Source organism: Mycobacterium sp. E3198 (assembly GCF_001667015.1).
GTDB lineage: Bacteria > Actinomycetota > Actinomycetes > Mycobacteriales > Mycobacteriaceae > Mycobacterium.
The window spans coordinates 1-22,904 of sequence record NZ_LZIS01000168.1 but is presented as its reverse complement, the minus strand read 5'-3'; the positions used below and the strand labels follow the sequence as shown (position 1 = coordinate 22,904).

General features: G+C 69.4%; 17 protein-coding genes, 1 tRNA gene and 3 pseudogenes. 14 read left to right on the top strand and 7 right to left on the bottom strand.

Going from position 1 to position 22,904, the window contains the following annotated elements; genetic code table 11:
* A pseudogene (locus tag A5673_RS29625) lies at positions 1-1,380 on the top strand (PE family protein); the annotation flags it as partial.
* 46 nt (positions 1,381-1,426) lie between these two features.
* On the opposite strand, the gene A5673_RS18530 reads toward A5673_RS29625, so the two are convergent.
* Positions 1,427-1,509 (bottom strand) — tRNA-Leu (locus tag A5673_RS18530).
* A gap of 70 nt (positions 1,510-1,579) precedes the next feature.
* On the opposite strand from A5673_RS18530, the gene A5673_RS18525 reads away from it, so the two are divergent.
* Entirely contained in the window at positions 1,580-1,960 is a 381-nt protein-coding gene (locus tag A5673_RS18525) for a hypothetical protein (protein ID WP_082958828.1), read from the top strand.
* On the top strand, positions 1,957-2,307 hold the full coding sequence (locus A5673_RS18520) for a DUF3817 domain-containing protein (protein WP_068235486.1): 351 nt from the start codon (positions 1,957-1,959) through the stop codon (positions 2,305-2,307). The genes A5673_RS18525 and A5673_RS18520 overlap by 4 nt, the downstream gene beginning before the upstream one ends.
* A 52-nt stretch (positions 2,308-2,359) precedes the next feature.
* Here A5673_RS18520 and A5673_RS29620 read toward each other — a convergent pair.
* A pseudogene (locus tag A5673_RS29620) lies at positions 2,360-2,695 on the bottom strand (non-canonical purine NTP pyrophosphatase); the annotation flags it as partial.
* A 33-nt stretch (positions 2,696-2,728) separates the two neighbouring features.
* Positions 2,729-3,238 (bottom strand): annotated as a pseudogene (locus tag A5673_RS30655) (PE family protein); the annotation flags it as partial.
* Between the two features lie 206 nt (positions 3,239-3,444).
* Between A5673_RS30655 and A5673_RS18510 the strand changes: the two are divergent.
* From A5673_RS18510 to A5673_RS18485, 6 genes are all read left to right on the top strand, one after another.
* Positions 3,445-3,762 carry a hypothetical protein gene (locus A5673_RS18510; RefSeq protein WP_068235480.1) on the top strand — a complete coding sequence of 106 codons (318 nt, stop codon included), beginning with the start codon at positions 3,445-3,447 and terminating at the stop codon, positions 3,760-3,762.
* A 206-nt stretch (positions 3,763-3,968) separates the two neighbouring features.
* On the top strand, positions 3,969-5,096 hold the full coding sequence (locus tag A5673_RS18505; protein ID WP_068235477.1) for a ferredoxin reductase: 1,128 nt from the start codon (positions 3,969-3,971) through the stop codon (positions 5,094-5,096).
* A gap of 10 nt (positions 5,097-5,106) precedes the next feature.
* Positions 5,107-6,339 (top strand): fatty acid desaturase, encoded by a 1,233-nt coding sequence (locus A5673_RS18500; protein WP_068235473.1) that lies wholly within the window; start codon positions 5,107-5,109, stop codon positions 6,337-6,339.
* Positions 6,340-6,586: 247 nt separating this feature from the next.
* Positions 6,587-9,136, top strand: coding sequence for an ABC transporter ATP-binding protein/permease (locus tag A5673_RS18495; protein WP_068235470.1), 2,550 nt, complete (start codon positions 6,587-6,589; stop codon positions 9,134-9,136).
* Entirely contained in the window at positions 9,133-10,869 is a 1,737-nt protein-coding gene (locus A5673_RS18490; RefSeq protein WP_068235501.1) for an ABC transporter ATP-binding protein, read from the top strand. The genes A5673_RS18495 and A5673_RS18490 overlap by 4 nt, the downstream gene beginning before the upstream one ends.
* 83 nt (positions 10,870-10,952) lie before the next feature.
* A complete protein-coding gene (locus A5673_RS18485) occupies positions 10,953-12,032 on the top strand; it encodes a phosphotransferase family protein (protein ID WP_068235467.1) in 1,080 nt (359 codons plus the stop codon).
* Here the strand turns inward: A5673_RS18485 and A5673_RS18480 are convergent.
* Genes A5673_RS18480 through A5673_RS18465 form a run of 4 tightly spaced genes read right to left on the bottom strand, consistent with a single transcriptional unit; the run spans position 12,018 to position 17,877 of the window.
* Positions 12,018-15,362 carry a LuxR C-terminal-related transcriptional regulator gene (locus tag A5673_RS18480; protein ID WP_197518420.1) on the bottom strand — a complete coding sequence of 1,115 codons (3,345 nt, stop codon included), beginning with the start codon at positions 15,360-15,362 and terminating at the stop codon, positions 12,018-12,020. The two genes, A5673_RS18485 and A5673_RS18480, sit on opposite strands and share 15 nt — an antisense overlap.
* A 51-nt stretch (positions 15,363-15,413) precedes the next feature.
* Entirely contained in the window at positions 15,414-15,839 is a 426-nt protein-coding gene (locus A5673_RS18475) for a pyridoxamine 5'-phosphate oxidase family protein (protein WP_068235464.1), read from the bottom strand.
* A gap of 47 nt (positions 15,840-15,886) precedes the next feature.
* Positions 15,887-16,708, bottom strand: a complete 822-nt coding sequence (locus A5673_RS18470; protein ID WP_068235461.1) for a mycofactocin-coupled SDR family oxidoreductase — start codon at positions 16,706-16,708, stop codon at positions 15,887-15,889.
* A complete protein-coding gene (locus A5673_RS18465) occupies positions 16,705-17,877 on the bottom strand; it encodes an acyl-CoA dehydrogenase family protein (protein WP_068235458.1) in 1,173 nt (390 codons plus the stop codon). Before A5673_RS18465 ends, A5673_RS18470 begins: the two co-directional genes overlap by 4 nt.
* Before the next feature lie 125 nt (positions 17,878-18,002).
* Here A5673_RS18465 and fabG point away from each other — a divergent pair, with 125 nt between their 5' ends.
* From fabG to A5673_RS18440, 5 genes are all read left to right on the top strand, one after another.
* The gene (gene fabG / locus A5673_RS18460) at positions 18,003-18,752 is read left to right on the top strand and encodes a 3-oxoacyl-ACP reductase FabG (RefSeq protein WP_068235455.1); all 750 of its coding nucleotides are present in this window, start codon (positions 18,003-18,005) and stop codon (positions 18,750-18,752) included.
* 14 nt (positions 18,753-18,766) lie between these two features.
* Positions 18,767-19,984, top strand: coding sequence for an acetyl-CoA C-acetyltransferase (locus tag A5673_RS18455; RefSeq protein WP_068235496.1), 1,218 nt, complete (start codon positions 18,767-18,769; stop codon positions 19,982-19,984).
* Entirely contained in the window at positions 19,981-21,183 is a 1,203-nt protein-coding gene (locus tag A5673_RS18450; protein WP_068235452.1) for a CoA transferase, read from the top strand. Before A5673_RS18455 ends, A5673_RS18450 begins: the two co-directional genes overlap by 4 nt.
* A complete protein-coding gene (locus A5673_RS18445; RefSeq protein WP_068235449.1) occupies positions 21,180-22,373 on the top strand; it encodes an acyl-CoA dehydrogenase family protein in 1,194 nt (397 codons plus the stop codon). Before A5673_RS18450 ends, A5673_RS18445 begins: the two co-directional genes overlap by 4 nt.
* Positions 22,374-22,377: 4 nt before the next feature.
* Positions 22,378-22,904, top strand: a 527-nt coding sequence (locus A5673_RS18440) for a GntR family transcriptional regulator (protein ID WP_068235446.1), incomplete at its 3' end; no start/stop codon positions are given.

Below are 22,904 nucleotides of genomic sequence, written 5' to 3'. Positions count from 1 at the left end.
GGAACACGAACGCGGCGTGAGCCTGGACGGGGGCGTGGTGCCCATCGTGCCGGGCGCCGTGATCTTCGACCTGCCGGCGGGGCGGGCGGGACCGGCGGAACCGGCGGTAGCGGCGGGACCGGCGGCGCCAGCGCGACCGGCGGCAACGGCGGCGACGGCGGCGTGGGTGGGGCCGGCGGGACCGGAGGCCTGTTGGGCGGAGGTGGGGCCGGCGGCCTGGGCGGCGACGGCGGTCATGGCGGGATGGGCGGCACCGGCGACGCCGGCAACGGCGGCGCCGGTGGTGTGGGCGGTAACGGCGGGGCCGGCGGTAGCGGCGCCGGCGCGGCCGGCGGCAGCAGCGGCGCCAACGGTAGCGGCGGCAACGGCGGCACCGGCGGCGACGGCGGCGCCACGGGCTTTGCCGGCGCCGTCGGCGGCACCGGAGGCGACGGCGGCACCGGCGGGACCGGCCTCAACGGCGGCAGCGGCGGCAATGCCGGCACCGGCGGCACGGCCACCATCGCCGGTGCCGACAACGGCAACGGCGGCAACGGCGGCTCCGGAGGCGCCGGCAGCGCCTTGGGCACCGGCGGCCACGGCGGCACCGGCGGCGATGGCGGTATGGCGAGCTTCGCCGGCGCCGTCGGGGGAACCGGGGGAACCGGCGGCACCGGCGGCACCGGTGGCACCGGTGGGACCGGCGGCACCGGCGGCAACGGCGGCGACGGCGTCCTCACCACGAATGCCAGCGGCGCCATCGCCGGTGGCGGGGGCGGCGGCGGTGGCGCCGGCGGCGCCGGCATCCACGGCGGTAGCGGCGGAGCCGGAGGCAAAGGGGGCGGCGCCGAAATCATCGATCCCAGCAGGAGCCTCGACGTCACCAGCACCGGTGGCGGCGGCGGTCTCGGCGGCGGCCCCAATTCGGTGACGCTTGGCGGTGACGGCGGCGGTGGCGGCGGCGGTGCCGCCGTCAACGTCGGCGCCACCACGATCACCGGTGCCACCGGCGGCACGGGCGAAAGCGGGCTTGGCGGCCCCAACACCGGCGGCTTTGGCGGCACCGGCGCAACGGTCGCCGGGACGGCCGCCTCCGCCGTCGATGCCGCAGGCGGCGGTGGCGGCGGCGGCGGCGATGGCGTCTTGAGCGCCGGCGGCACCGGCGGCAACGGGGGCGCGGCGACCACCATCGGCGGCGGCACCGGTGGCGCCGGCGGCACTGCGTTCAGCTTTGGCGCTCCCGGCAACGGCGGCGCCGGAGTCGGTGGCGGCACCGGTGGCCACGGCGGCAGCGTTGCGCTGGTCTTTGGCTCAGGCGGTGGTGGTGGCGGCGGCAGCGCCTATGTCATGAGCGCCTTGGACGGCACCGCCACGGGCGGCAACGGCGGCCAGAGCCAATAGCACCCGACAAGCACCGGTGGCGGCCTCGTTCGGTCGCGAACATCGGTGCGGGCGGAGGGATTCGAACCCTCACGCTCTTTCGAGCAATGGCACCTAAAGCCATCATGTCTGCCATTCCATCACGCCCGCGGCGTGGCGATCGTACCGCGCGGCCTCGACGAATTCGTCGGTCCCAAATCCTGAGCGGTACCTTCAAGGGGTGCCAACTACCCGCCGTCGCAGGCCCGCGCTGATCGCCTTGGTGATCGTCGCGGCGTGCGGCTGCCTCGCGCTGGGTTGGTGGCAGTGGACCCGGTTCCAGTCGGTCTCGGGCACGTTCCAGAACCTGGGCTATGCGCTGCAGTGGCCGCTGTTCGCCTGGTTCTGCGTGTACGCGTACCGCAAGTTCGTGCGCTACGAAGACGCGCCGCCGGAGCCGCACCCAAGCGGCGAGATGACCGAGATCCCCGCCGGCCTGCTGCCCGAGCGGCCCAAGCCGGTGCAGCCGCCGCTCGACGACCCCGCGCTGCGGGAGTACAACGCTTACCTGGCCGAGCTCGCCAAACAAGATGCCGAGAAGCAGAACAGGACCACCGCATGACCACACCCGAGACGCCCGGGGCGCCGGCGCCCGCCTTCCCCGTCGACAAGATCCGCAGCGCGTTGCTCGGCTACCGGATCATGGCCTGGACGACGGGTCTGTGGCTCATCGCGCTGTGCTACGAGATCGTCTCGCATCTGGTTTTCCACCATGAGATCCGGTGGATCGAGGTCGTGCACGGCTGGGTGTACTTCGTCTACGTGCTGGCCGCGTTCAACCTCGCGATCAAGGTCCGCTGGCCGATCGGCAAGACGATCGGGGTGCTGCTGTCGGGCACCATCCCGCTGCTGGGCATCATCGTCGAGCACTTCCAGACCAGGGACGTCAAGGCGCGCTTCGGGCTGTAGGCGCTCGAGCGTGCGCCCAGCTTCACGCTCGAGGCCGAACGTGCGGCCAGCTTCACGCCCGCGGTGCCACCAATTCCCGCAGCGCCGGCACCAACAGCGCCAGCGCGCGGCCGCGGTGCGACACCGCATCCTTTTCCGCCGGGCTGAGTTGCGCCGCCGTGCGGTCCTCGCCGCGGGGAAGGAACACCGGGTCGTAGCCGAACCCGCCCTCGCCACGGGCCTCGCGCGCGATGGTGCCGGGCCACTCGCCGCGGACGACCACCTCGCCGGACGGCGACACCAGCGCGCAGGCCGACACGAACGCCGCGCCGCGCCGTTCGTCGGGGACGTCGCGCAGCTGCGCCAACAAGAGTGAGGTGTTGCCCGAGTCGTCGCCGTGGTCACCGGACGTGCCAATACCGCCTGCCCCGCCGGCGCCGCCGTTGCCGAACAAGAAGGCCGACCCGCCGGGCCCACCGTTCTGCCCCGCTGCGCCCGACCCGCCATTGCCGCCATTGCCGAATAGCCAGCCACCCGGCCCACCGGCCTGCCCCGTCCCCGGCGCCCCGTTGGTGCCATCGCCGAACAGCGGCCGCCCCGTCAGGGTCCGCCAAGGCGAGAACGACTGAATGCCCGCGGCTGCTTCTTCGAGGGTCCGCAACGGAGCCACGTTGGCCGCCTCGGCGGCCCCATACCCGCCGCCGGCAGCGCTCAGCGCCTGCACGAACTGGGCGTGAAACGCCGCCGCCTGAGCGCTGACCGCCTGAAACTCCCGGCCGTGGCTGGAAAACAGGGACGCGACCGCCGCCGACACCTCGTCATCCGCCGCGGCCACCACCCCCGCGGTCGGGGCCGCCGCCGCGGTATGTGCAGCGGTCACCGCCGAGCCGATCGCCGACAAATCCGTTGCCGCCGAACTGAGGAACTCCGGGGCCACCGCCAGATACGACATTCGCTACCTCTAATCGGGTCGTCACCACATCCGGGTGAATCGGGTGAACGGCACAAGTTACGAGAGAATAAGGTGCCGGGCGGCGGCTGCGATAGGGCTGGGCCCGAACGGGCCTGACGCTCTCGCCGGCCCCAGACCCACGTTTGGCCCCCCTGATTTGCGGGCACGCGCCAGTACCCGGGAACGCCGCACCGACAGGAGGCGCCATGGCCACCGGACAGGAGCCGTCCGAGCAAGCCCTCAGCCAGGAAGACGTGGAACTTGCAGAAAGCAGGGCTGCAGAGGCACGCGAACGCGCCGCGCACGCGGGGCTCTCGGCCGCCCGAAGCATCGCGGCATCCGCGCAGTCTCACCAACGACTTGCGTCGGTGCAAGACGCGACGGTGGCGCAAGGAGTCTCGGATACGGACCGACACCGCGAGTCTGCGGTCCGGCACCGTCAAGCCGCCGGCGACGACCGCCGGCTGGCCGACGACAAGCGAAAAGAGTCCGAGGCCGACCTTTCTCTGGACGCCGACCGATAGCGCTGCGGTTCGGTATACACCGATTGATCTCGTGTCGAATGCCGGCCCAGCTGCCGAGAAGCCTTAGGCGCAGGCAGCGCCGGTCTGGATGGCGCCGCCCCGACGTTCAGAGAACATGTGTTTATCGAACGTGGCGGTGGGGAAGCCGAAGGGGAAGCGTGAGTCGACCGGCTCACGGCAAATCGATGAAACCGCTGGGGTGACTTATGGTTTCTCCGCTTCGCAGCCTCACCCGCTGGAGCACCGCGCCCGCGAAGGGCGTGCAGACCGCCAGGTCCTGGGTCAATGTGCCGCGTGGATTGGCCGCCCGCGCGACCACCCCGTTGCTGCCCGATGACTACCTCAAGCTGCTCAACCCGCTGTGGTCGGCGCGGGAGTTGCGCGGCCTCATCGTCGACGTGCGGCCCGAGACGGCCGACTCCGCGACCGTCACGATCAAGCCCGGCTGGGGCTTCTCGGGCAAATACCAGCCGGGGCAGTACGTCGGCATCGGCCTGCGGGTCGACGGGCGATGGCACTGGCGCTCTTATTCGTTGACGTCGATCCCGCGCCGCGACAACAAGAACATCACGATCACCGTCAAGGCCACGCCGGAGGGATTCCTCTCAACCCACCTCGTCAACGGCGTCAAACCGGGCACCGTCGTGCGGCTGCAATCCCCCAAGGGAGAGTTCGCGTTGCCCGACCCGCCGCCGGCCAAGATCCTGTTCATCACCGCCGGCAGCGGCATCACCCCGGTGATGGCCATGCTGCGCACCCTCAAGTCGCGCGGCCAACAGGCCGACATCGTGCACATCCACTCGGCGCCCAGCGCGGACGACGTGATATTCCACGACGAGCTGCGGGAGCTGGAAGATACTCAGCCCGGGTATCGACTTCATTTGCAGCTCACCGAAACTGAGGGTCACCTCGAATTCGAGCGGCTGGGCGACATCGTCGGCGACTGGCAGGACCGCCCGACCTGGGTATGCGGCCCGTCGGCCCTGCTGGACGCCGTCGAAGAGGTATGGAAAGACGCGGACTGCAGCGATCAACTGCACATGGAGCGCTTCACCATCGCCGCCACGGACAAGGGCGGCGAAGGCGGCACCGTCACCTTCGCCATCTCGGACAAGACCATCGAAATCGACGGCGCCACATCGATTATGGAAGCCGGCGAAAAGGTGGGCATCCAGATGCCGTTCGGATGCCGGATGGGCATCTGCCAGACCTGCGTGCTCCCGCTGGAGGAGGGCCACGTGCGCGACTTCCGGTCCGGGACCGAACACGGCGCGGGTGACCGCATCCAGACCTGCATCTCCACGGCATCCGGCAACTGCACCATCAAAATCTAGGGGAAAACCGATGGCAATCACCGACATCAAGGAATACGCGCACCTGACCACCGAAGACGTCGAGCAGCTCGCGCAGGAACTGGACGCGATCCGCGCCGACATCGAGGAGTCCCGCGGCGAACGCGACGCTCGTTACATTCGCCGCTCCGTGCAGCTGCAGCGTGCCCTGGCCGCCGGCGCGCGCATCGTGTTGTTCGCCAGCCACAACAAGCTGGCGTGGCTCACCGGCACGGCGATGCTCGCGTCGGCGAAAATCATCGAGAACATGGAGTTGGGGCACAACATCATTCACGGCCAGTGGGACTGGATGAACGATCCGGAGATCCACTCCACGGAATGGGAGTGGGACACCACCTGCCCCGCCGCCCAGTGGAAGCATTCCCACAACTTCGTCCACCACAAGTACACGAACGTCGTCGGCCTCGACGCCGACGTGGGCTACGGCATCATGCGCGTCACTCGTGACGAGCCGTGGGAACCGTGGATGCTCGGCAACCCGATCTACAACATGCTGCTGGGCACGTTCTTCCAGTACGGCGTCGCGTTGCACCACATCGAGACGGCCAAGCTGCGCAAGAAGGAGAAGAGCTATGCCGAGGCGGCCAAGGACCTGCGGGTGATCATGAAAAAGGTCGTCAGGCAGGAGGGCAAGGACTACCTGATCTTCCCGGCACTGAGCGGGCCCAACTGGAAGCGCACCTTCAAGGCGAACATGACCGCCAACCTGATCCGCAACATTTGGGCCTACATGGTGATCTTCTGCGGCCACTTCCCCGACGGCGCGGAGAAGTTCACGGTCGAGGAGTTCGAGAACGAGACGCAGGGGGAGTGGTACCTGCGCCAGATGCTCGGATCGGCCAACTTCAACGCCGGGCCGCTGATGGCGTTCATGAGCGGCAACCTGTGCTACCAGATCGAGCACCACCTGTTCCCGGACCTGCCCAGCAATCGCTACGCGGAGATCGCCGTGCGGGTGCGCGAGCTGTGCGACAAGTACGACCTGCCGTACACCACCGGATCCCTTGGCCGCCAATACCTGCAGACGTTCTGGACAATCCTCAAACTCGCGCTGCCGGACAAGCTCCTGCAGGCGACGCCCGACGACGCCCGCGAGACCCGCTCGGAGCTGAAGTTCCGCGTCCGTGAGGGGCTGCGCGAAAGCTTCGTCGATCCCGCCACAGGCAAACGGCGCGGCCTGCGCACGGCCCTGCGCGAGTTGCGGGGGGCTGGCCAGGCGGCATAGCCGGCACCCGAGTTTGACCAACAGACTCACCCAGATCGACGGCAGCGCGAAACAGTTCGAGTAGAGCTCACGGTTTCGTCGATCTCGACGCGCCGAGGGGTCCGGGCAAGCCGCCTAGCACCCGAGTTGACCTTTGGTAAGGCAACCCTTAGTTTGTGGGTAACTTACCTACTGGAGGGTGCTGAATGCAGTCGGTTGCGTCTCGTCGGGGCGGCCGGGCCGAACGCGTCCCCGGGCAGGACCGCTGATGGCGCGTGGCTTCCAGGGCGTGATGCTGCGCAGTTTCGGCGCCCGCGACCACGTCGCGACCGTGATCGAAACCGTCCGCCTAGCTCCGCATTTCGTGCAAATTCGGATGGAGTCACCCACCCTGTTCGAGGATGCGGAGGCCGAACCCGCGGCGTGGCTGCGGTTCTGGTTCCCCGATCCCGACGGGTCGGGCACCGAATTCCAGCGCGCGTACACGATTTCCGAGGCGGACGTCGCCGCGGGCCGCTTCGCGGTCGACGTCGTGCTGCACGAGCCGGCGGGTCCGGCGTCGTCGTGGGCGCGCACCGTGGTGCCCGGCGCGACCATCGCGGTCATGTCCCTGATGGGCTCGTCGCGTTTCGACGCGCCCGAGGAGCAACCGGCCGGCTATCTGCTGATCGGCGACTCGGCGTCGATCCCCGGGATCAATGGCATCGTCGGCACCGTCCCCGACGACGTCCCGATCGAGGTGTACCTCGAGCAGCACGACGACAACGACACGCTCATCCCGCTCGCGCACCACCCCCGCCTGCGGGTGCATTGGGTGGCGCGCCGCGACGAAAGGTCGCTGGCCGCGGCGATCGAGAGCCGGGACTGGTCGAACTGGTATGCGTGGGCCACGCCCGAGGCCACCACGCTCAAGCATGTGCGGACCCGGCTGCGCGACGAGTTCGGGTTCCCCAAGTCCGAAATCCACGCCCAGGCCTACTGGAGCGCCGGACGGGCGATGGGCACCAGCCGTGGTGACGAGCCGGAAAGCGTTGCGCCACAATCCGAAGCACCGCAACCGGCGCCCCCCAAGGGCAGCTGGCGCGCCCAGGCGGCGGGTCGATTGCTCGCGCCGCTGCGGCCGGCGCTGATCCTCTCCGGCGTGCTGCAGGCCGTGATCACGCTGCTGCAGCTGGCGCCGTTCGTGCTCCTGGTCGAGCTGGCCCGGCTCTTGGTGGCGGGCGCCGGGGCGTCGCGGCTGTGGACGGTGGGCATCGCGGCCGTCACGCTGCTGGGCGCCGGTACCGTCCTGGGCGCCGGCCTGACGCTGTGGCTGCACGTGATCGACGCGCGGTTCGCAAACGACTTGCGCACACGGCTTTTGACCAAGCTGTCGCGGTTGCCGCTGGGCTGGTTCACCGCCCGCGGATCGGGGTCGATCAAGCAGCTGCTGCAGGACGACACGCTGTCCCTGCACTATCTGGTCACCCACGCCATCCCGGACGCCGTCGCCGCGGTCGTCGCCCCGGTGTCGGTGCTCGTGTATCTGTTCGTCGTCGACTGGCGGGTGGCGCTGGTCCTGTTCGTGCCCGTTGTCGTCTACCTGGTGCTGACGTCGTCGATCACCATCCAGTCCGGCCCGCGCATCCCGCAATCGCAGCGCTGGGCGGAAAGGATGAGCGGGGAGGCCGGCGCATACCTCGAGGGGCAGCCGGTGATTCGCGTCTTCGGTGGCGCCGCCGCGTCCAGCTTCCGCCGCCGCCTCGACGATTACGTCGGCTTCCTGGTGGCCTGGCAGCGTCCCCTCGCCGGGAAGAAGACGCTGATGGATCTGGTCACCCGGCCCGCGACGTTCCTGTGGCTCATCGCGCTCACGGGCACCCTGCTGGTTGTCACCGGCCGGATGGATCCGGTCAACCTGCTGCCGTTTCTGTTGCTGGGCACCACCTTCGGCGCGCGCCTGCTCGGCATCGCCTACGGGCTCGGTGGCATCCGCGCCGGGACGCTGGCGGCCCGACGGCTGCAGAACGCCCTCGACGAGCCCGAACTCGAAGTGCGACAGGGCGAATCGCCCAGTGCCGACCCTGGGGCGACTGTGGTGTTCGATCGGGTCGGCTTCGGCTACCGCCCCGGCGTCCCGGTGATCCAGGACGTGTCGCTGACGCTGCGGCCCGGCACCGTCACCGCGCTCGTCGGCCCGTCGGGCTCCGGGAAGTCGACCCTGGCCGCGCTGCTCGCCCGGTTCCACGACGTCGAACGGGGCGCGATACGCGTTGGCGGGCAGGATATTCGAGCACTGACAGCGGACGAGCTCTACACGCGCGTCGGTTTCGTGCTGCAGGAGACGCAACTCGTGCACGGCACCGTCGCGCAGAACATCGCGTTGGCCGCGCCGGACGCCACCGCCGAACGAATCGAGGCCGCCACGCGCCAGGCGCAAATCCACGACCGCATCATGCGACTGCCGGAGGCCTACGACACCGTGCTCGGCGCCGGCGCCGGGCTGTCCGGCGGGGAACGCCAGCGGCTCACCATCGCCCGCGCCATCCTCGCCGACACCCCAGTGCTGATCCTCGACGAGGCGACGGCGTTCGCCGATCCGGAATCGGAATACCTTGTGCAACAAGCGCTCAACCGGCTCACCCGGGACCGCACCGTGCTGGTCATCGCCCATCGGCTGCACACCATCACCCAGGCCGACCAGATCGTGGTGCTCGATCACGGCCGGATCGCCGAACGAGGCACGCACGACGAGTTGCTCGCCGCGGACGGGCGCTACCGGCGGCTGTGGGACACCGGCCGGGTTCCGGCGGCGGCCGCCCCGGAGGCGGCGCGATGATCAGGACGTGGATCGGGCTCGTCCCACCGGAGCTACGCGGCAAGCTGACCGCCTACACCGCGCTCGCCTTAGCCTCGGTGGCGGTGCGGGCGGTGGCGACCGTGCTGCTGGTGCCGCTGGTGGGTGCGCTGTTCGACGCGCCGCACCGCGCGCCGGTGTGGCTGGGCTGGCTCACTGTCGCGACCCTGGCGGGGTGGGTGATCGACACCGCGACCGCGCGCCTCGGCTTCGACCTGGGCTTCGCCGTGCTCGATCACAGCCAGCACGACGTCGCGGACCGGCTTCCGGACGTCCGGCTCGACTGGTTCACCGCCGAGCACACCGCGACCGCGCGGCAAGCGATCGCCGCGACGGGACCCGAACTCGTCGGCCTGGTGGTCAACCTGCTGACGCCGCTGGCCACCGCGATCCTGCTGCCGGCGGCGATCGCACTGGCCCTGCTGGGAGTGTCCTGGCAGCTCGGCGCGGCCGCCCTGGGCGGCGTGCCGCTGCTGCTGGGCGCGCTGTGGGCCTCCGCGCGGCTCGCACGCCGCGCCGACGGCGCCGCCGCCGCGGCCAACACCGCGCTCACCGAGCGCATCATCGAGTTCGCCCGCACCCAGCAGGCGTTGCGCGCCGCGCGCCGCGCCGAGCCGGCCCGCAGCCTGGTCGGCGACGCGCTCGCCTCGCAGCGCGGCGCGACGATGCGGTTGCTGTCCATGCAGGTGCCCGGCCAGCTGCTGTTCAGCCTGGCCAGCCAGCTGGCCCTCATCCTGCTGGCAGGGGCGACGACGGCGCTGACGATCGGCGGCACGCTCACGGTGCCGGAGGCCATCGCGTTGATCGTCGTGATCGCCCGCTACCTCGAGCCTTTCACCACCATCAGTGAGCTGGCCCCGGCGCTGGAGAGCACCCGCGCGACGCTGGACCGCATCCGGTGCGTGCTCACCGCGCCGGTGATGAAGGCCGGCGCCGCGACGCTGCCCGACGGCGCGTCGGCGCCGCGCATCGAGTTCGACGACGTCACCTTCGCCTATTGCGATTCCACCTCGCCGGTGCTCGACGGCGTGAGCTTCGCGTTGCGACCCGGCAGCGCCACGGCGATCGTCGGCCCCTCCGGCTCGGGCAAGAGCACGGTCCTGGCGCTGATCGCCGGCCTGCACGAGCCGACTCGCGGCCGCGTGCTCATCGACGGCGTGGACGCGGCGACGCTCGATGCCGAGGCGCGGCGCGCGGCCGCCAGCGTCGTGTTCCAGCACCCATACCTGTTCCACGGCACCATCCGCGACAACGTCTTCGCTGGAGACCCGGCCGCCGGCGACGCGCAGTTCGAGCGGGCGGTCGCGCTGGCGCGGGTCGACGAACTCACCGCCCGGCTGCCCGACGGCGCCGACACGATCGTCGGCGAGGCCGGGTCGACCCTGTCCGGCGGCGAACGACAACGGGTCAGCATCGCGCGCGCCTTGCTCAAGGCCGCGCCGATCCTGCTGGTCGACGAGGCGACCAGCGCCCTGGACACCGAGAACGAGGCGGCGGTGGTCGACGCTCTCACCGCCGACCCGCGGGCGCGCACCCGGGTGATCGTCGCCCACCGCCTGGCCAGCATCCGGCACGCCGACCGGGTGCTGTTCCTGGACGACGGGCGAGTGGTCGAGGACGGCACGGTCGACGAACTGCTCGCCGCGGGCGGGCGCTTCGGCGAATTCTGGCGGCAGCAGCACGATGCCGCCGAATGGCGGATCGCCGCCGAGTAATCGGCAGCGCCGACCGCGGCGCTTGCCGTATGCCTTACAGTTAGGCGGTCGGTCGACCGTCTGGAGTACCTGGAGGCGTGCTTATGAGTGCTGTCGTGTCGATTCCCCGGTACCCCGGCGACGTGACCCCCGAATGGCTTTCGGCGGCCTTGTCGGGGCGCGGCACACCCGTCGAGGTCTCCGGCGTCGAGGTGGCCGCCATCGGCACCGGACAGACCGGCGCGACCTACCGAGTGACCGCCGGCTACGCGACGGATCCGGGCGGCCTGCCCCAGACGTTCGTGATCAAGCTGCCGGCCCAGGACGACACCGTTCGGGACCGCGTCGTCATCGGCTATCGCAGCGAATGCGCGTTCTATTCGTCGGTGGCCGACCGGGTGCGCGTGCCGACGCCGGAGTGCTTCTACTGCGAGATCAGTGAGGATGCAATGGATTTCGCGTTGCTGCTCGCCGACCAGGCGCCGGCGGTGCAGGGTGATCAGCTCGCCGGTTGCGGCGAAGCCGAGGCGCACCTCGCGGTGACCGCGCTGGCCGGCCTGCACGCGCCCAGCTGGTGCGATCCGGTCTGGCTGGATTTCGAGGGCATCGGCTTCGGGCGGCCGGACGAGGCCGGGGCCAACGGCATGGGCGAGGTGGCGAAGATGAGCGCCGACATCACGCTCGAGAAGCTGGGCGATCGCATGACCGCCGAGGATCGCGATACCTTCAGTGTGGCAATGGGTTTGGTGGCGCCGTGGCTGCTGGCCGAATACGACCGCTTCGCCCTGCTGCACGGCGACTATCGGCTGGACAACATGCTGTTCGACCCGGACCGGACGCGGGTCAGCGTGGTCGACTGGCAGACCCTCGGCGTGGGCCTGCCGGCCAGGGACCTCGCCTACTTCACCGCGACCAGCCTGAATCCGCAACTGCGGGCAACCATCGAAGAGGACCTCGTCGCCGCCTATCACCAGGAGCTGTCGCACTCCGGGGTCTCCGACTACGACCGCGTAGCCTGCTGGCGTGATTACCGGCTCGGCGTGTTGCAGGCGCCGCTGATCTCGGCGCTCGGTTTCGCGTTCGCGGCCGCCACCGAGCGCGGCGACGACATGGTGCTGGCCATGCTCAGCCGCGGCTGCCGGGCCATCCGCGAGCTGGGGACGCTGGAACTAATCGAACACTGATCGGCGGGCCGCTTCGTGCGCCAGTTGCATGCGTGAGGTGAGCCCAAGTTTGGCGTACACGTGGGTGAGGTGCGTCTGCACGGTGCGTGCCGACATGAACAGCCGGTCGCCGACGTCCTTGTTGCCCAGTCCCTCGCTGACGAGCCGGACGACGTGTCGCTCGGTCGGGGTCAGCGAGTCCCAACCGGTGGGCGGCCGCTTGCGTTCGCCACGCCCGCGGCGCGCATATGCGATCGCTTCCTCGGTGGACAGGCCCGCGCCCGCGTCCCAGGCGGCACGAAACTCTTCTTCCGTCAAAGCTTTTCGGGTTTCATCCACCGATGCCTCGTACTCGGCGTCGTAAACCCGGAAGCGGACGATACCGGTGCGCTGCCCGACGGCGTGCGCTGCGCCAAAAAGCCTGGCCGCTTCGGAATGGCTTCCCGCGCGATGGGCAAGAATGGCGAGAAGCTCCAGCAGGTCAGGAATGAACAGGTGAGCACTCATTTCGGCGGCACGGGCCAACGCGTCGTGGGCGTCGCGCTCGGCCTGTCCCAGTTCGCCTTCCGCCATCGAAATGCGCGTTCGTGTGGTCAACGCGTGGGCCACGAACCAACCGCGTGCAGCGGAAACGTCCTCGTCCACGAGGCGACGCGCCAAGGCCAGTTCGCCACGCGCCAACGCGACCTGGGCCCCAGGCTTGGTGACCGTGCTAGCGAGCCAGGCCCAGCCGTCCAACCGCTGGCGGGCGGTGTCGCAAGCGGCCGTTGCCATCTCGACATCACCGTCGGCCAACGCCGCAAAGGCCAACGCTGCATAAAGAACGCCTTCCATGTACCTTCCGAGCTCGGCGGCGCCGTCGAGTGCTTCGAGGGCGACAGCACGCCCCTCGTTGCCGCGTCCGCTGCTCGCGAGCACATGGCACAGCCCAGACCGCGCCGAGACTTGGAATATCAGCGCATGGGCCGCGTCTGATTCGGTGATCAGCTCGCGCAGTAGCGCCTCGGCTCCGCCGATATCGCCACGGACCGAATGCGCTCCGCTCAAACACCAACGGCATCCTCGAGAATAGCCGTGGTCTCCGATTTCGTAGGCGAGGTCGCGACCCTCCGTGGCGGCCGCAATCGTGGCGCTGAGATCACCTGCCCCGGATGTCGCCGTGAATGCCTGAAAGTAAAGGATTTGGCTCAGTCGCCATCGGTCGCCCAGTTCACGCGCCAGGTTGGACGCCTCCGAGAGGTACGGCTGAGCCTTCTCGGAGTCCCAGCCAGCGACGCGGCCGCAGGCCGCGAGAGTCCGCGCCAGCAACGCCGGATCATCTAGTCCGCGGGCTATTTCGAGCGCGCGTTGCGCTCGGTCCGAGCTTTCCGCTGTCCGCATGTTGTCTAGGTACGCCTTGTCGGCCAGAGCGCGCGCCATCGCCCTCGGTGTGACGTCAGCCCCTGAGGTTTCGACGTCCGCCAGGCCGAGGTCGAGCCAGTTCGACCCTTCCGTGAAACAGCCCCGCGTCAGCCATAGGGGTTGCAGCGACGTGGCGAGCAGCAACGCGCCGTCGACGTCGAAAATCTCGCGGCTCCATGAGAAGGCGGCTCGGAGGTTGTCTATCTCGGCCTCGACCCGGTCGAGCAAGAGGTTGAGGCTGGTGTTGACCGGCGCGTCGAGCGCCGCCGCTATCGCCGCGTAGTAGTCGCGATGCCGGTCCCGGACCGCGACGACCTCCGCGGACTCACCGAGTTTCTCCTGTGCGTACTGGCGGATGGTTTCGAGCAGCCGGTAACGCGTTGTCCCGCTGGCCGATTCGGCGATTACCAGCGACTTGTCGACTAACAGGGCCAGCACATCCAGCACCTGGTGCGGCGCTAGGTCGTTGTCGCAAACCACTTCTCGGCAGGCCTCGAGGTCGAACCCGCCCATGAAGACGCCGAGCCTGCGGAACAGGATCCGCTCGGGGTCGGTCAACAGGGCGTGCGACCAGTCGACCGAGGCCCGCAGCGTCTGCTGGCGGCGCACCGCGGTTCGCGACCCGCCGGTCAGCAATCGGAACCGGTCCTGCAGGCCGGCGAGAATCTCGTTGGGCGACAACGCGCGTACCCGCGCCGCGGCCAGTTCTATCGCCAGCGGCATGCCATCGAGGCGATGGCAAATCTCGTGCACCGCGGCCGAATTGTCGTCATTGACGGTAAAACCGGGCCGCGCCCGCGCGGCACGGTCGAAGAACAGCCGGACCGCGTCGTCGGCAAGCGACAGGGACGGCACCCGCCAGGTCACTTCGCCGCTGATGCCGATCGGCTCGCGGCTCGTGCTCAGCACCGTCAGCCGGGGACACCCGCCCAACAACGCGCCGGTGAGGTCTGCGCTGGCGTCCAGGAGATGCTCGCAGTTGTCGAGCACCACCAGCATCTGCCGGTCACCGATGAACTGCAGCAGGCTCTTCTCCGGGGAACTCCCCGGCTGATCCGGCAGCCCCAAAGACCGTGCGGTGGCAATCGGCACCAGTTCGGGGTCGGTGAGGGGAGCCAGGTCGACATACCAAGCCCCGTCGGCAAAATCACTCGCGAGCAAGGCTGCGACCTGTATCGCCAGCCGGGTCTTGCCCACGCCGCCGGCGCCGGTCAGCGTCACCAACTTGTTGCGCACAACGATTTCGCGCACCTCGCCCATCTCCGCCTCTCGGCCCACGAAGCTGGTGAGCTGGGCCGGAAAGTGTTGGGCGACAGCAGCCTCGCGCTTTCGACGCGGGGGGAACTCGTTGCACAGGTCGGGATGGCACAGTTGCACAACGCGCTCCGGACGGGGCAGGTCGCGCAGGGCATGGGTGCCGAGATCGCTCAGCCACGCGCCGTCTGTAAGTGTGTCGGCAACCAGGTCGCTGGTGGTTCCCGACAACACCGTCTGGCCGCCATGGGCGAGGTCGCGGAGCCGCGCGGTCCGGTTGATGGCCGGCCCCACATAGTTGTTCTCGTCGCGCAGCTGCACCTCGCCGGTGTGCACGCCGATCCGTAGTCGCAATGGCGCCAATGGCGCGCGTTGCAACGCGAGCGCGCAGGTCACCGCGTCGGACGCTCGGCTGAATGCGATGACGAAGCTGTCGCCCTCACCCTGCTCGAGCGGGCGGACGCCGCTATGGACCGCCACCAAATCGGCAAGCATTCGATCGAGGTTGGCGATCGCCACCGTCATCTCCGCGGGCTGGGCCTCCCACAACTGCGTCGAACCTTGGACGTCGGCCAAGAGCAGAGTGACTGTGCCGGTCGGCAGAGGCGCGTTCATGGCTTCGCTTGTGCCCAGCTCGCTCCAGTCCAGCGGCGGCATTTCCGCCCGCGGATCGATGTCGCTCATGTTAGCCAGCATGCGCTCATCGCATGCGGCAAAACATCCGCGTATGCGCGTAGATTTCCGCGCTTAGAGGTCGCCGGTGAAATCGGCGGACATCCACTTGTCCGGCCGGATGGTGAAGAGCACCTCCTCGACGCCCTCCATGCTGCGGACGAACGCGCGGCCGCCCTCCTCGCCGAGGTAGCGGATGGCGATGGCTTCCTGCACGTCCGCCGGGGCCGGCGTGGTGCTGTCGACGACGGTGCCCTCGACCACCACGTACTGGTACGGGGGCTCCTCGCGCTGGACCACCAGCGTCACCGCGCCGGCCCGCTGGATGAGCCTGGCCTTGCGACTCGACGTCCCTGTCATGATCCGGATGTTGCCGCCGGGCGTGTAGTCGTACCAGATCGGGACGCTGGCCGGCGGCCGGCCGTCGGCGGCGACGGACAGCACCCCGACGTGCGTGGCGGCGAGAAACTCCTGACGTTCGGCTTCGCTGAAACTCCTCATGCGCACTACGAACGCCGGACCGCGACGGCTATTCCCTGGTACGCCGATCAGTACTGCGTCGAGCCCTGGTCCACCGGGATCTGGGCGGCGGTGATGTTGCGCGATTCGTCGCTGGCCAGCCAGCACACCGCGTCGGCCACCTCCTCCGGCTCGGCGGCCCACTTGGGCAGGAATGGCGTGAGCATGTTGGCCAGCTGCGGGTTGGTTTCCATGGCCCTGCCCACCGCCGCCACCATGTCGCCGGATCCCATCGGCGTGTTCACCGGTCCCGGGTGCACGCTGTTGACCCGGATCGAGTGCTTGCCCAACTCGGCGGCGAACGCGCGCGCCATCCCGGCGACGGCGTGTTTGCTGGTGGTGTAGTGCACCATGAACGGCTGCAGCTTCATGCCGGCCGCGGAACTGATCAGGATGATCGAGCCGCCGCGGCCGCCCTCGATGATCCGCTCGGCGCCGGCCATCACGGTGTTCCAGGTGCCGGTCACGTTGATCTCCATCACGTCGCCGAAGTTCTCGGGCGTGATCTCGTTCCACGCCTGGGGCACCGAGATGCCGGCGTTGGCGACGATGATGTCCAGGCGGCCCAGCGCGGCGACGCCGTCGTCCACCACCCGGCGAAGGCCGTCGAAGTCACGAACGTCGGTCGCGGTGGCCAGGATTCGACGGCCGGTCTCTTCGACCAGGCGGACGGTCTCGGCGAGGTCGTCGGGCGTGGCGGAGTCGTAGGGCACGCACGACGGGAGCTTGCCGGCGATGTCGACGGCGATGATGTCGGCGCCCTCGCGGGCCATCCGGACGGCGTGCGCCCGGCCCTGGCCGCGCGCCGCCCCGGTGATGAACGCGACTCGTCCCTCGAGCCGGGCGCTCATCGCTGCGCCGCCTTGACCAGGTTCGACCCGATGATCAGGCGCTGGATCTCGCTGGTGCCCTCGTACAGCCGCAGCAGGCGCACGTCGCGGTAGATGCGCTCGACGGGGACGCCGTGCATGTAGCCGCTGCCGCCGTGGATCTGCACCGCGAGATCGGCGACCTTGCCGGCCATTTCGGTGCAGAACAGCTTGGCCGCCGACGGCGCGACCCTGCGATCGGAATTGGTGACCCACTGCCGCGCGGCGTCGCGGACCAGTGCGCGACCGGCGAGCACCCCGGTCTGCTGATCGGCGAGCATCGCCTGCACCAACTGAAAGCCGCCGATCGGCGTCCCGCCCTGGGTCGCGGTGGCGGCGTAGGCCACGGATTCGTCGAGCGCGCGCTGGGCGGCGCCCACCGCGAGCGCGGCGATGTGGACCCGGCCGCGCGCCAGGGAGGTCATCGCCGCGCGGTAGCCGATGTCCTCGCTGCCGCCGATCAGCGCGTCGCTCCCGACGCGGACGTCGTTGAAGCCGACATCGGCGGTCCACGCGCCCTCCTGGCCCATCTTCGCGTCCTTGGCGCCTACCTGGACGCCCGCGGCGTCCGCCGGCACCAAAAACACGGCGATGCCGGGGCCCTGGTCGTCGGCGGGCCTGGTGCGCGCGAACACCACGAAAAGGTTGGCGACCGGTGCGTTGGTGATGAAGCGCTTGTCGCCGGAGATCACCCACTGATCGCCGTCGCGGACGGCCTTGGTCCGCAGGCCGGCCGGATTCGATCCGGCGCCGGGCTCGGTCAGCGCGAACGAGGCGACGACCTCACCGGACGCCATCGACTCCAGCCAGCGCCGCTTCTGCCCGTCGGTGCCGAAGCCGACGAGAACCTGCCCGGCGATGCCGTTGTTGGTGCCGAACATCGACCGCACCGCCAGCGAGGTGTAGCCCAATTCCATTGCCAGCTCGACGTCTTGGACGAGGTTCAGGCCCAGGCCGCCCCACCGTTGCGGGATCGCGTACCCGAACAGGCCCATCTTCTTGGCCTGGTCGCGCAGGTCGTCCGGCACCCGGTCGTCGGCCAGGATCTCCTGCTCGCGCGGCACCACTGTGGTGCGCACGAAGTGGCGGGTCTGGGCAAGGATATCCCGGAAGTCGTCGTCGGGCACTTCCTGGGCTTCGGCGGTGGTCATGGCGGACGCTCCTCTGTGGCACTCAATCGCCCGGGTTTCCCCACCCGGCGCTCGGAGGCGATCCTATATGAAATATGATATTCGACCGTCGGGTACCCCACGGCGGAAGCGAACCCAAAGGAGGCGTGATTCAGGTGTCGTTGCTGAACGGTCAGACGGCCGTCGTCACAGGAGGTGCCCAGGGGCTGGGCTTCGCCATCGCGCAGCGATTCGTTGCCGAGGGCGCGCGGGTGGTGCTCGGTGATGTGAACCTGGAGGCGACGGAAGTCGCGGCCAAGGAGCTGGGCGGCAGCGACGTCGCGGTGGCGGTGCGCTGCAACGTGACGCAGGCGGCCGATGTCGAAGCCCTGATCCAGACCGCCATCGAGCGTTTCGGCGGCCTCGACATCATGGTCAACAACGCCGGGATCACCCGCGACGCGACGATGCGCAAGATGACCGAGGAGCAGTTCGATCAGGTCATCGACGTGCATCTGAAGGGGACGTGGAACGGCACCCGGCTGGCCGCGGCGGTCATGCGCGACAACAAGCGCGGCGCCATCGTGAACATGTCGTCGGTGTCGGGCAAGGTCGGCATGATCGGCCAGACCAATTATTCGGCGGCTAAGGCCGGGATCGTGGGGATGACCAAGGCGGCGGCCAAAGAGCTTGCTTACCTGGGCGTCCGGGTCAACGCGATCGCCCCTGGGCTGATTCGCTCGGCCATGACGGAGGCCATGCCGCAACGCATTTGGGACGAGAAGGTGGCCGAGATCCCGATGGGCCGCGCCGGCGAGCCCAGCGAAGTCGCCGGCGTCGCCCTGTTCCTCGCTTCCGATCTGTCCTCCTACATGACCGGCACCGTGATGGAAGTCACCGGCGGCCGGCACATCTGAACCGAGGAGTGGCCATGCGCGAGACCGTCATCTGTGAGCCCGTCCGCACGCCGATCGGCCGCTACGGCGGAATGTTCAAGTCGCTGACCGCCGTCGATCTCGGAGTGGCCGCCCTCAAGGGGCTGCTCGAGCGGACCGGGATTTCGCCCGAGGCGGTCGGGGACGTCATCCTCGGACACTGTTATCCCAGCAGCGAGGCGCCCGCGATCGGGCGCGTCGTCGCGTTGGATTCCGGCCTGCCGGTGACGGTTCCGGGGATGCAGGTCGATCGGCGCTGCGGGTCGGGCCTGCAGGCGCTGATCCAGGCGTGCCTGCAGGTCGGCAACGGCGACGACGACCTCGTCATCGCCGGGGGCTGCGAAAGCATGAGCAACGTCGCCTTTTATTCGACCGACATGCGGTGGGGCGGCGCGCGGGGCGGCATTCGGGTGCACGACGGTCTGGCCCGCGGGCGCACCACCGCCGGCGGCAAGCACTACCCGGTGCCGGGCGGGATGCTGGAGACCGCCGAGAACCTGCGCCGCCAGTACGGCATCTCGCGTCTCGAGCAGGACGAGCTCGCGGTGCGCTCGCACCAGCGCGCGGTCGCCGCGCAGAAGGACGGCCTGATGGCCGAGGAGATCATCCCGGTGGCGGTGCGCACCCGCCAGGGCGAGGAGCTGATCGACACCGACGAGCACCCGCGGGCCGACACCTCGGTGGAGTCGCTGAGCAGGCTCAAACCCGTTCTGCTGGGCGAGGATCCGGAGGCAACCGTCACGGCCGGCAACGCCAGCGGGCAGAACGACGCCGCGTCGATGTGCGTGGTGACCACGCCCGAGAAGGCGGCCGAATGCGGGCTGACACCGTTGGTCCGCCTGGTGTCCTGGGCGTCGGCCGGTGTGGCGCCCAACATCATGGGCATCGGCCCGGTCCCCGCTACCGAGGCCGCGCTCGCCAAGGCGGGCCTGCGGCTGTCCGACATGGAACTCATCGAGCTCAACGAAGCCTTCGCCGCGCAGGCGCTCGCGGTGATGCGGGAGTGGAACTTCGGCGCCGCCGACCACGACCGCACCAACGTGCACGGGTCCGGAATCTCGCTGGGGCATCCCGTCGGGGCGACCGGCGGCAGGATGCTGGCCACCCTGGCGCGCGAACTGGGCCGCCGCGAGGCGCGCTACGGGCTGGAGACGATGTGCATCGGCGGCGGCCAGGGGCTCGCCGCGGTCTTCGAACGAGTCGCCCCGGCATGACCGGCCCGTTGAGCGGCCTCACCGTCGTCGAGGTGTCCAGCTTCGTTGCCGCGCCGCTGTGCGGCATGACGCTGGGCCAGCTTGGCGCGCAGGTGATCCGCGTCGACCCGATCGGCGGGGCCTCCGACGTCCAGCGCTGGCCACTGGCCGCGGGCGGCGCGTCGATCTACTGGACCGGACTGAACAAGGGAAAGCGTTCGGCCACCATCGATCTGCGCTCGGCCGAGGGCCAGAAGCTGGTCCAGCGCCTCATCGTCGAGGGCGACGGCGTCGTCGTCACCAACGCCGCCGGCCTGTCCTGGCTGAGCCATGAGGTGCTGGCCGCAAAGCGTTCCGACGTCATCCACGTCCAGCTGCTGGGCCGCGGCGACGGTTCCACCGCGGTGGATTACACCGTCAACGCCGGTGTCGGGTACCCGCTCGTCACCGGCCCGGCCGGGCATGCCGGCCCGATCAACCACGTGCTGCCGGCCTGGGACGTGTGCTGCGGCCTGTACGCGGCGCTCGCCGTCGTCGCCGCCGTCCGCCGGCGGGACAGGGAGGGCGTTGGGGCACGCGTCAGCCTGGCGCTGGAGGACGTGGCGCTGGCCACGGCGGGAAATCTCGGGCTGCTGACCGAGCCTCAGGTCAACGGGACGCAACGGCAGCGGCTCGGCAACGCCATCTACGGCCAGTACGGCCAGGACTTCGCCAGCCGCGACGGCGCCGCATTCATGGTTGTCACCTTGACGCGCAGGCACTTTCGCGACCTCGTCGACGTGACCGGCACGGGCGCCGCGGTGTCGGCCCTCGAGGGCGCGCTGGGCGTGGACTTCGGCGCGGAGGGCGACCGCTACCGCTACCGCGACGCGCTGTCGGGGCTGTTTGCCACCTGGTTCGCCGACCACACCGCCGACGAGATCACCGCCGCGCTGGCGGGCACCACCGTGTTGTTCGAGCGCTACGGCACCTTCGCCGACGTCGCGGCGGGCCCGAAGGTGACCGCCAATCCGCTGTTCTCCCGGCTGAACCAGCCCGGTGTCGGGGAGTACTTCGCCCCGGGCTTGCCGGCCGCGTTCGACGGCGCCCATCCCGCCGGCGCGCCGGCGCCCGCGTTGGGACAGGACACCGCCGACCTGCTCGCCGAGCGCCTGGGGCTTTCGGCCGCCGACATCGCGCGCCTGACGGGCGCGCAGACGATAGGAGGAGTCAGCGCATGACCAAGCTCGCCCAGACCCTCGGCCTCACCGAGTTCCAGACCGAGATCATCGCCGCGGTGCGCCAATTCGTCGACAAGGAGGTCATCCCGAACGCGCCGGAACTGGAACGCGGCGACACCTACCCGCAGCACATCGTCGACCAGATGCGCGACATGGGCCTGTTCGGGCTGATGATTCCCCAGGAGTACGGCGGGCTGGGGGAGTCGCTGTTGACCTACGCGCTGTGCGTCGAGGAGCTGGCGCGCGGGTGGATGAGCGTATCCGGGGTGCTCAACACGCATTTCATCGTGGCGTACATGCTGCGCCAGCACGGCACCGATGCGCAGAAGCAGCGGTTCCTGCCGCGGATGGCGACCGGCGAGTCCCGCGGCGCGTTCTCCATGTCCGAACCGGAGCTGGGTTCCGACGTCGCCGCGATCCGGACACGGGCGGCGCGCAAGCCGGATGGCGACTACACCATCAACGGGCAGAAGATGTGGCTGACCAACGGCGGCAGTTCGACGCTCATCGCCGTGCTGGTGCGCACCGACGAGGGCGCCGACAAGCCGCACCGCAACCTCACCGCGTTCCTGGTCGAAAAGCCAACCGGCTTCGGCGAAGTCGTGCCCGGTCTGGTGATACCCGGCAAGATCGACAAGCTGGGCTACAAGGGAATCGACACCACCGAGCTCGTCTTCGACGGCTACCAGGCCAGCGCCGACGACGTCCTCGGCGGCACGCCGGGCCAGGGCTTCTTCCAGATGATGGACGGCATCGAAGTCGGCCGGGTCAACGTCTCGGCCCGGGCGTGCGGTATCGGCCTCCGCGCCTTCGAGCTCGCGGTGCGCTACGCCCAGCAGCGGCACACCTTCGGCAAGCCCATCGCCGAGCATCAGGCCATCGCGTTCCAGTTGGCCGAGATGGCGACCAAGGTGGAAGCGGCGCACCTCATGATGGTGAATGCGGCGCGGTTGAAGGATTCCGGTGAGCGCAACGACGTCGCCGCCGGCATGGCCAAATACCTTGCCAGCGAATACTGTTCGGAGGTTACCCAGCAGAGCTTCCGGATCCACGGCGGCTACGGCTACTCCAAGGAATACGAGATCGAACGGCTGATGCGCGACGCCCCGTTCCTGCTCATCGGCGAGGGGACCAGTGAAATCCAGAAGTCGATCATCAGCAAGCGACTGCTCGCCGAGTATCAGGTGTGACGCGATGACCGTTCCGGATTTCGCTGCGCGGACACAACTTTCCGACGATGTCGCGCGCCTGATCCGCACGAGGATCTTCGATGGGGTTTACGCCGCGGGGTCCTACGTCCGGCTGGACCAACTGGCCGCGGAGCTGGGTATCAGCGTCACGCCGGTGCGTGAGGCGCTGTTCGCGCTGCGCGCCGAGGGGTTGATCGCCCAGCAGCCGCACCGCGGCTTCGTGGTGTTGCCGGTGACCGGGCGCGACGTCGCCGACGTCGCGAACGTGCAGGGTTACGTCGGCGGGGAACTCGCCGCGCGGGCCGCAGTCAACATCACCGACGACCAGCTGCGCGAGCTCAAACAGATCCAGGCGGAGCTCGAAGAGGCCTATGCCGGCGCCGACGACGAGAGGACCGTCCGCCTCAATCACGAGTTTCACCGGGCGATCAACGTGGCGGCCGATTCGCCCAAACTCGCGCAGCTGATGTCGCAGATCACCCGCTACGCACCGGAATCGGTGTTTCCCAGCATCGAAGGCTGGCCGGAACA

What these genes read in the sequence shown, in the direction of transcription:
- A5673_RS18465 (WP_068235458.1), bottom strand. Translation starts at nt 17,877, where the DNA reads ATGACCACCGCCGAAGCCCAGGAAGTGCCCGACGACGACTTCCGGGAT.
- A5673_RS18450 (WP_068235452.1), top strand. Translation starts at nt 19,981, where the DNA reads ATGACCGGCCCGTTGAGCGGCCTCACCGTCGTCGAGGTGTCCAGCTTC.
- A5673_RS18510 (WP_068235480.1), top strand. Translation starts at nt 3,445, where the DNA reads ATGGCCACCGGACAGGAGCCGTCCGAGCAAGCCCTCAGCCAGGAAGAC.
- A5673_RS18455 (WP_068235496.1), top strand. Translation starts at nt 18,767, where the DNA reads ATGCGCGAGACCGTCATCTGTGAGCCCGTCCGCACGCCGATCGGCCGC.
- A5673_RS18485 (WP_068235467.1), top strand. Translation starts at nt 10,953, where the DNA reads ATGAGTGCTGTCGTGTCGATTCCCCGGTACCCCGGCGACGTGACCCCC.
- A5673_RS18490 (WP_068235501.1), top strand. Translation starts at nt 9,133, where the DNA reads ATGATCAGGACGTGGATCGGGCTCGTCCCACCGGAGCTACGCGGCAAG.
- A5673_RS18480 (WP_197518420.1), bottom strand. Translation starts at nt 15,362, where the DNA reads ATGCTGGCTAACATGAGCGACATCGATCCGCGGGCGGAAATGCCGCCG.
- A5673_RS18505 (WP_068235477.1), top strand. Translation starts at nt 3,969, where the DNA reads ATGGTTTCTCCGCTTCGCAGCCTCACCCGCTGGAGCACCGCGCCCGCG.
- A5673_RS18445 (WP_068235449.1), top strand. Translation starts at nt 21,180, where the DNA reads ATGACCAAGCTCGCCCAGACCCTCGGCCTCACCGAGTTCCAGACCGAG.
- A5673_RS18495 (WP_068235470.1), top strand. Translation starts at nt 6,587, where the DNA reads ATGGCGCGTGGCTTCCAGGGCGTGATGCTGCGCAGTTTCGGCGCCCGC.
- A5673_RS18475 (WP_068235464.1), bottom strand. Translation starts at nt 15,839, where the DNA reads ATGAGGAGTTTCAGCGAAGCCGAACGTCAGGAGTTTCTCGCCGCCACG.
- A5673_RS18470 (WP_068235461.1), bottom strand. Translation starts at nt 16,708, where the DNA reads ATGAGCGCCCGGCTCGAGGGACGAGTCGCGTTCATCACCGGGGCGGCG.
- A5673_RS18520 (WP_068235486.1), top strand. Translation starts at nt 1,957, where the DNA reads ATGACCACACCCGAGACGCCCGGGGCGCCGGCGCCCGCCTTCCCCGTC.
- A5673_RS18500 (WP_068235473.1), top strand. Translation starts at nt 5,107, where the DNA reads ATGGCAATCACCGACATCAAGGAATACGCGCACCTGACCACCGAAGAC.